This window comes from Actinophytocola sp., from assembly GCF_009379765.1.
Classification (GTDB): domain Bacteria; phylum Actinomycetota; class Actinomycetes; order Mycobacteriales; family Pseudonocardiaceae; genus Actinophytocola.
Genome location: NZ_WHTD01000264.1, coordinates 1 through 7,486, shown reverse-complemented (window position 1 = coordinate 7,486; position 7,486 = coordinate 1). Strand labels below are relative to the sequence as shown.

At 73.0% G+C, this 7,486-nt stretch carries 8 protein-coding genes; 2 read left to right on the top strand and 6 right to left on the bottom strand.

What is annotated here, in order from left to right; genetic code table 11:
• The first annotated feature begins 168 nt into the window (after nucleotides 1-168).
• Complete coding sequence (locus GEV28_RS41370) at nucleotides 169-345, top strand: hypothetical protein (protein ID WP_291419706.1); 177 nt, start codon at nucleotides 169-171, stop codon at nucleotides 343-345.
• Nucleotides 275-610: a type II toxin-antitoxin system RelE/ParE family toxin gene (locus GEV28_RS42950; RefSeq protein ID WP_367115294.1), complete on the top strand. Its 336-nt coding sequence runs from the start codon at nucleotides 275-277 to the stop codon at nucleotides 608-610. Before GEV28_RS41370 ends, GEV28_RS42950 begins: the two co-directional genes overlap by 71 nt.
• Before the next feature lie 11 nt (nucleotides 611-621).
• On the opposite strand, the gene cutA is transcribed toward GEV28_RS42950, so the two are convergent.
• From cutA to GEV28_RS41340, 6 genes are all read right to left on the bottom strand, one after another.
• Nucleotides 622-867 (bottom strand): divalent cation tolerance protein CutA, encoded by a 246-nt coding sequence (cutA, locus tag GEV28_RS42945; protein WP_367115293.1) that lies wholly within the window; start codon nucleotides 865-867, stop codon nucleotides 622-624.
• 188 nt (nucleotides 868-1,055) lie between these two features.
• Nucleotides 1,056-2,120: a TrkA family potassium uptake protein gene (locus tag GEV28_RS41360; RefSeq protein ID WP_291419707.1), complete on the bottom strand. Its 1,065-nt coding sequence runs from the start codon at nucleotides 2,118-2,120 to the stop codon at nucleotides 1,056-1,058.
• 98 nt (nucleotides 2,121-2,218) lie between these two features.
• Nucleotides 2,219-2,695 carry a hypothetical protein gene (locus GEV28_RS41355; RefSeq protein ID WP_291419705.1) on the bottom strand — a complete coding sequence of 159 codons (477 nt, stop codon included), beginning with the start codon at nucleotides 2,693-2,695 and terminating at the stop codon, nucleotides 2,219-2,221.
• 120 nt (nucleotides 2,696-2,815) lie between these two features.
• Nucleotides 2,816-3,121, bottom strand: a complete 306-nt coding sequence (locus GEV28_RS41350; RefSeq protein WP_291419704.1) for a hypothetical protein — start codon at nucleotides 3,119-3,121, stop codon at nucleotides 2,816-2,818.
• A complete protein-coding gene (locus GEV28_RS41345; protein ID WP_291419703.1) occupies nucleotides 3,118-6,369 on the bottom strand; it encodes an ATP-dependent DNA helicase in 3,252 nt (1,083 codons plus the stop codon). The genes GEV28_RS41350 and GEV28_RS41345 overlap by 4 nt, the downstream gene beginning before the upstream one ends.
• A 106-nt stretch (nucleotides 6,370-6,475) precedes the next feature.
• Nucleotides 6,476-7,486, bottom strand: a 1,011-nt coding sequence (locus tag GEV28_RS41340) for a PD-(D/E)XK nuclease family protein (protein ID WP_291419702.1), incomplete at its 5' end; no start/stop codon positions are given.

The following is a 7,486-nucleotide window of genomic DNA, read 5'->3' as shown; positions in this document are numbered from 1 at the left end:
TATGCAACAATCGCATCTACGAAGTGCCCTTTCGGCTATGGGTATCGGGGTGTCAGCAACTCCGATTCTCCCAGGTCAAAGGGCACTTCTGCTGTCACGACACACTCCCGGTGACAATCCGCGCGGTGGATCCAGGCTGAGGTAGCGCACGACGCTGCCGGCGGTCAGGTGATCTACCTGACCGACGAACACGGCGAGCGCCTCGCCGCCATCGTCCCGGCCGACGTCGCAGCCGAGATCGAGGCCGCAGAGGACGCCGACGACATCCGCGCCGCTGAGGCAGCTCTCGCCGAGCCTGGCGAGCCTGTCCCGGCCGAGGAGCTGTGGGCTGAACTCGGCCTGTGAACGACCGACCCCGCTACGCGCTGAGCTTCCAGCCGACCGCAGCATCCGCAAGCTGCCCCGTGACATCGCCGCACGCATCAAGACCGGGACCGAAGCTCTCCGGGAGAACCAGCGCCCGGCGGGCGTGAAGTCGCTCGCCGGGAAACACGGGCTCTGGCGAATCCGAATCGGCGATTACCGCGTTGTCTACGAGATTCGAGACAATGAACTACTCGTTCTCGTGATACGCGTTGCGCACCGCAGAGAGGTCTACCGCAAGCGTTGACCGGCGGTGACTCACGGCGCGGTGTCAGTGGTCTCCGTGCGTATCCAGGCCAGATACGACGCGCTGCCGGCGATCATCGGGAATGCCGCAACGCACGGCACCTCGTATGGATGCTCTCGAATCGTTCTCTCAACGATTCGAGGCACAGAGCTCGACCGTGTGTGCAGCGCTGCCCGTCCTTCGGGTTTGTCGTGTGGTGCTCCCTGCCCGTGGTAAACGGTGCTCCTACTGCTCGGAGTGCCCGAACGCGCCGTCATGGCCTTCATGGGGTGGTCAAACACCGCCACGGCCAAGCGCTACCAGCACAGCACAGCGGCGCTTCGAAGCGACATCGCATCGCGCATCGACGGGTTCCTCTGGGAAGGCAATCGAGACCCGGACTGAGACCCAACAGGGGTCACCGGGACAACCCGTGACCCCGTTGGGGCCGGTAGAGGGCCGTGCGCTAGTCCTCCCGGGGCGCGGTTACCTTCTTGACGTAGAGCAACCGGTCGCCGCGCTCGATGGCGTCCGCCTCGGGGTGGTCCACTCGAAAGAGCTTCCCGTTTCGGACGACGCCCAACACGATGTCGGACAGGTGCCGAGGCGACCCGCCGATCTCGCCCTCCTCGACGTCGCGCTCGGCGATCGCCAGGCCGGACTCCGGGGTGATCAGGTCCTCGACCATGTCCACCACGGTCGGCGTGTGGGTGGCCATGCCGAGCAGCCGGCCGGCCGTCTCGCTGGAGACCACGACCTGGTTGGCACCGGACTGGCGGAGCAGGTGGACGTTCTCCGCCTCCCGCACCGCCGCGACGATCTGCGCCTTGGGGGCGAGCTCGCGCGCGGTGAGCGTGACGAGGACCGCCGAGTCGTCCCGGTTCGCGGCGACGACCACCGCCCTGGCCCGCGGCACGCCCGCGACGCGCAGGACGTCGGAGCGGGTGCCGGACCCGAGCACGACTACGAGACCGAGCGCCGACGCGGCGTCCAGCATCGCCTGGTCGGTGTCCACCACCACGATGCGGTCCGGCTCGACGCCGTCGGAGAGCACCGAGCTGACCGCCGACCGGCCCTTGGTGCCGTAGCCGACGACCACCACGTGATCGCGCACCTTGCCCCTCCATCGTTGCAGCTTGAACGCCTGTCGGGAGCGCTCGGTGAGCACCGCGAGCGTGGTACCGACCAGAACGATCAGGAACAGCACCCGCAGCGGCGTGATCACCAGGATGTTGACCAGGCGGGCGGTCTCGCTGACCGGGGTGATGTCACCGTAGCCCGTGGTCGACAGCGACACCGTCGCGTAGTAGAAGCAGTCCAGCAACGTCAGCCCGTCGCCGTTGGAGTCGCGGTAGCCGTCGCGGTCGAGGTAGACCAGCAGCACGGCCGCGAGCAGCGCGACACACGCCCAGACGATGCGCCGCACGATCGAGGTGATCGGGCTGACCCTGCTCTCCGGCATCCGGATGACGCCGGCCAGCGGGTGGTCCGGGCGGTCGGTGAGCCGGTCGGTGGCCCGGCGCGCACGCAGCTTGCGCGGCAGGCGCTGCCCGGGCTCGTCAGGGCTGGTCACGGGCGCAGACTAACGTGGGGGCCGCCGGTGTCCGGTGACCCCCACGTGGTTCTCCGTCAGTAGTACGTGATGTCCCAGTGGTTGCCCTCGTCGTAGTAGACGTTGCCGGCCGACGAGCGCCACCTGCCGCCGCCGATGGACCTGAAGCTGCGCTTGATGTAGTTGGTCGTGCAAGACGTCTTCGCGATGTCGACCTTGTAGCCGTTCCAGTGGCTGTAGGTGCCCGACGCGTGCCCGGTCTCCGTGCCGCCGGTGACGGTCACCTTGCACCTGCTGGACTTCTTGAACGTGATGATCCCGCTGACGGTGCCGGACTTGATGCCGGTGAACGAGGTGCAGTTCGGCCGGTTGCGGTTGCTGCAGCCGCCGCTGGAGGTCCAGCTGATCTTGGCGGCGCGGAGCTTCGCGGTGGCCTGCCGGTGGGTGAGCTCCTTGCCACTGGCGTCCGCGTCCGCGCCCGGCAGCACCACGACGGCCCCGACCGCCACCGCAACCGCGGCGGCGAGCCCGATCAGTACCTTGCGCATGCCCATGTCGTCCTCCTCGCTTCGGGTGGCCCTCGGGGAGGAACGTCGCATCGCGGCGGCCGCCGGCCGAGCGGGTGTGCACGCTCAGGAACCGTGACTGCGCGGCGCGGCAAGACCTTCGGCGGGTCAGCCCTGGTCGCGGGAGGCCCGGTAGCGGGCCCGGGAGTCGTCCAGGTCGGTGCTCCACAACAGCGTGGCGAGCAGGACCTTCGCCGCGTCGACGGCGTGCTCGAAGACCTTGCCGTCGCGGCCGGGGCCGCGGCTCGCGTCCCAGAACCGGACCTGCCAGCCGCCGCCGGGCACCTGCTCGAGCACGAGCGCGTCCGGCTCGGGCGCGAGGATGCCGTACTCGACGGGCAGCACGCCGTAGTGCTCGAGCCGCTCGCGGAGGCGGTCGATGGCGCGCTGGTCCAGCGGCGAGATCCCGGTCATGCGGTGGGCACCGCCTGCAGGAGGTTGTGCAGGCCGTTCGCGTCCATGAGGTCCGCGGGGCGGATCGTGCGGTCCTGGCGGACGTAGTGGAACGCGGCGCGCACCTTGTCGACCGCGATCGCGGACAGGCTCGCCCACGCGAGGCGGTAGGCGGCCAGCTGCACGGTCAGCGCCGGCAGGTCCTCGTCGCGCGGCAGGATGCCCGTCTTCCAGTCGATCACCGTCCAGCCGCCGTCCGGGTCGGCGAAGACCGCGTCCATGCGGCCACGCAGGGAGATTCCCGCCACCTCGCAGCTGAACGGGACCTCCACCTCGTGCGGGACCCGCTCGGCCCAGGACGAGGACAGGAACGCGTCCTTCAACGCGTCGAGGTCGGCGTCGGCGGCCGCGTCGGCGTCCGCCGAGCCGGGCAGCTCGTCGAGGTCCAGCAGCGCCCTGGAGCCGAAGCGTTTCTCCAGCCAGGCGTGGAAAGCGGTGCCGCGGCGGGCCGTCGGGTTCGGCGGGAACGGCAGCGGGCGGCGCAGCCTGCGGGCGAGGGCCGCGGGGTCGGCGGCCAGCTCCACCAGCTGGCTCACCGACATCGACGGCGGCAGCGACACCTGCTCGCGGCGGGCGGCCGCGGCGGCCCGCTCGGCCAGCAGCACGTCCGTGTCGGCCAGCCAGCCCTCGGGGTCGTCCTCCAGCAGCAGCTGACCGGCGCCGCCACGCAACGCCTCCTGCTCGGCCCGCACCAGCGCGGCGCCCTCGCGCACGTCCGCCCGGCCCAGCGACAGCGGGTCGGCCGGCCACACCGCCGTGCGGTCCGCGTTGGCCAGCGGGTTCTCCTCGTCCTCCGGCGGCGGCGCGGCCCAGTGCTCCACCGACGCCACCCGATCGTCCATCGTGGACACCGAGGACACGACCGAGTCGAAGAAGTCGGACGGGCCCTTCGGCTTCGAGCCGGTCCGCCCCCACCAGTGCGCGGACACGAGCAGGGTCCGCTCGGACCGGGTCAGCGCCACGTAGCAGAGCCGGCGTTCCTCGACGAGGTCCCGCTCGGCGAACGCCTCCGCGTGCCGGGTCAGCTCCTGCTCGACCTCCTTGCGGTTCGCCGCACCGGCCAGCGACAGCGCCGGCAGGTCCGCGGCGTCACCCCGCAGCGGGGCCGGCAGCTCGGTCACCGCACGCAGCCAGCACGACGTGCGCTTGCGGCTCGGGAACACGTCGTTCACCAGGTGCGGCACCGCGACGATCTGCCACTCCAGGCCCTTCGCCGAGTGCACCGTCAGGATCTGCACGCGGTCCTCGGCCACCTCGACCTCGCCCGGTTCGAGCCCGTCCTCCGCCGCCTCCGCGGCGGCCAGGTAGTCCAGCAGCGCCGGCAGGCTGGCCGACGGGCTCGTCTGCGCGTAGTCGGACACGACGTCGGCGAACTTGTTCAGGTGCGCGCGCCCCGCCCCGCCCGGCCGGGCCTTCGCCTCGACGTCGAGCAGCATCGCACGCTCCACATCGGCCACCAGCTCCGGCAGCGGATGGTCCAACCGGCGCCGCAACCCGCGCAGCTCGCCGCCGAGCGTCCGGATCCGGCGGTAGCCCTCGTGCGAGTACACCTCCGCGTCGCCGGGATCGTCGATCGCGTCGACCAGCCCGGCCTGCTCGGCTCCCTCGCCAGGCACCGTGTCGACCAGCGAGCCCTCGCCCGCCGTCTCGTAGGACTTCCCGAGCTCGACCGCCCGCCGCCACAGTGCCGCCAGGTCCGCCGCGCCCAGCCGCCACCGCGCGCCGGTCAGCACCCGCACCGCCGCGGTCCCGGCCAGCGGGTCGATCAGCACCCGCAGCGCCGACACCAGGTCGCGCACCTCCGGCTCGTCCAGCAGCCCGCCGATGCCGACCACCTCGACCGGCAGGCCGCGAGCGCGCAACGCCGCCGCGATGTCGGTCATGTCCGCGCGCCTGCGCACCAGCACCGCCGCGGTCGGCGGCCGGCCCGTCTCCTCCACAGTGGACCGCCAGCGCTCGGCGACGGCGTCGGCGAGCCACCCGACCTCGGCCTCCGCGTCGCCGAACAGTCCACACCGGACGTCGGCGGGCCCGGCGGACGCGGGGGCGCGGAGCTCGTCGACGTCCAGGCCCGCGGTGCGCAGCGGCTCGGACACCGCGTTCGCGAGCGCCAGCACCTCGGGCGGGTTGCGAAAGCTCGTCAGCAGCCCGTACCGGGTGGCCGGTCTCTTGCCCTGCTTGGGAAAGTCCGTCGCGAACCGCGGCAGGTTGGCCGCGCTCGCGCCGCGCCAGCCGTAGATCGCCTGCACCGGGTCGCCCACCGCGGTGACCGGCATCGGCCCGCCGCCCGAGCCACCTTCGCCCCCTGGGCCGCCGAACAGCGAGCGCAGCAGGATCCGTTGCGAGTGCCCGGTGTCCTGGTACTCGTCGAGCAGCGTCGCGCCGTAGCGTTCCCGCTCGCCGCGCACGACCTCCGGCTGCGTGCTCGCGAGGCGCGCGGCCAACGCCATCTGCTCGGCGAAGTCCAGCGCGCCCTCGCGCCGCTTGCGCTCGGCGTACGCCAGCACGAGCGGCAGCAGCGCGAGTCGGAACCGTTGCGTGGCAACGACCTCCCGCAGGTCCTGGGACAGCTCGGCGCGCTGGCGGGGCCCGCGCGGCGCGTTCTCGATGGCCGCGCAGACCTCCTCGGAGTAGCGGGCCAGCGCCTCCTCGTCGACCAGGTGCTCGGCGAGCTCGCCGGACAGCTCCAGCAGGTAGCGGGTGACGGTGACCGGCACCCGGTCGGTCTGCAGGTCCTGCGTCCACGTCGACACCACGCGGTGCGCGAGTTGCCAGCACGCGGTCTCGGTGAGCAGCCGGGCGCCGGGCTCGACCGGCAGCCGCAGCCCGTGCTCGGCGACGAGCCGGCCGGCGTACGCGTGGTAGGTCAGCACGGTCGGCTCGCCCGCGTACACCGCGGCCAGCCGCTCGCCGCTCGGGTCGATCCGGTCCAGGAGCCCGGATCCGGCCAGGCGGCGCAGCCGCGCGCGAACCCGGTCGGCGAGCTGCCGCGCGGCCTTGCGGGTGAACGTGAGGCCCAGCACCCGGTCCGGGGTGACCAGGCCGTTGGCCACCAGCCACATCACCCGGGCGGCCATCGTCTCGGTCTTGCCCGCACCCGCGCCGGCCACGACCAGCGCCGGCTCGATGGGCGCGGCGATCACCGCGGCCTGCTCCTCGGTCGGCGCCGGCAGGCCCAGCTCCGCGGCGAGCAGCCGCGGGCTGATCACCCGACCACCCGCCGACTCCGCGGGCTCGCGGGTCCTGGGCGTTGGACTCGCGGGTCCTGGGCGTTGGACTCGCGGGTCCTGAGTGTTGGACTCGCGGGGTCGGTGGTCACTCGGTCACCTGGCGGCCGCTGGGGTTCACCGGGCAGCTGAAGCGGACCGGGCAGCGGGGGCAGTCGGGGTTCTGGCGGGCCACGTAGTCCGGGCCGGCGCTCGCCGCGGCGGCGTCGGCGACCACGCCGGTCCAGTGCTTGAGGCCTTCCTCGTCGACCGGGTCCTGGTTGCGCTCGGTGGCGAGCTTCTTGCGGTTGGCCTTCGACACGTACAGCAGCCGCGCGCCGCCGGGCTCGCGGTCCAGGCCGAGCCGGGTGAACGCGCCGTAGGCCGCCGCGAGCTGGTAGACCGCGAGCTGCGGGTGCTCCTTGGCGTCGGCCTCGGTGACCGGCTGGCGGCCCGTCTTCACGTCGACGACCACCGGATGGCCGTCCGCGTCCGCCTCCAGCCGGTCGACCCGGCCGCGGATGCGCACGGCGGGGTCCGCCGCCGGCACGTCGACGGCGAAGTCCTCCTCCACGGCCACCTGGGTGAGCTCGCCGCGGGTGGCCCGCAGCCAGCCCAGGAAGGTGTCCATCATCGCGTGCACCCGGGCCCGCTCGCGCCGGGAGAACCACGGCGCGCCGGCGTCCACGGCGTCCCATGCCCGGTCCAGCTCGGCGCGCAGCGCGACCTCGTCGGCGCCGTCGGCCGCGGCCTGGGCCAGCGCGTGCACGAGCACGCCGGTGATCGACGCAAGCTCGGCCGGGTCCTGGCCGCCGTGCCGCTCGACCATCCAGCGCAGCGGACACTTCGCCAGCACCTCCACCGTGGACGGCGAGACGACGACCCGGTCGTCCCGCGGCCGCAGCGGGACCGCGCTCGACAGGTCGGGCAGGCCGTACCAGACCTCGGGGCTCGCGCCGGGCACCCCGGCGTCGGCGAGCCGGGCCAGCTGGCGGGCCGCACGCTGCCGGCGCTCCGGCGGGGCGGTGCCGTCGCACACCGCCCTGCGCAGCTCGCCGACCAGGTCGGCGAGCACGAGCGCGCGGCGCGGGCCGCCGAGCGCGGCCGGGCGGACCGCCTC